General features: G+C 38.0%; 1 protein-coding gene. It reads left to right on the top strand.

Going from position 1 to position 234, the window contains the following annotated elements; translation table 11 throughout:
* Positions 1-234, top strand: a 234-nt coding sequence (locus tag Q4528_RS16240) for a hypothetical protein (protein WP_303522807.1), incomplete at both ends; no start/stop codon positions are given.

Below are 234 nucleotides of genomic sequence, written 5' to 3'. Positions count from 1 at the left end.
CTGTTGTTGAATTACAACAAGAAATATCGGCCAGCGAAAAAGGTAAAGATTCAGGAATAATAACCCTAGCATACGAGCATAAAAATGCAGCACATGCAGAGAAAGTACTTGATAAGGTGGCAAACATTTATGTTCGCCGAAATGTTGAGCGCAATAGCGCTGAAGCTAAAAAGTCATTAGACTTTTTAGAAGTACAACTACCAGAGGTTAAAAAGCAATTAGAAGGCTCTGAAC

It is taken from the genome of Staphylococcus pasteuri, from assembly GCF_030547725.1.
GTDB classification, from domain to species: domain Bacteria; phylum Bacillota; class Bacilli; order Staphylococcales; family Staphylococcaceae; genus Staphylococcus; species Staphylococcus pasteuri.
The sequence above is the reverse complement of the archived record's forward strand: the minus strand, read 5'-3'. Positions and strand labels throughout refer to the sequence as shown.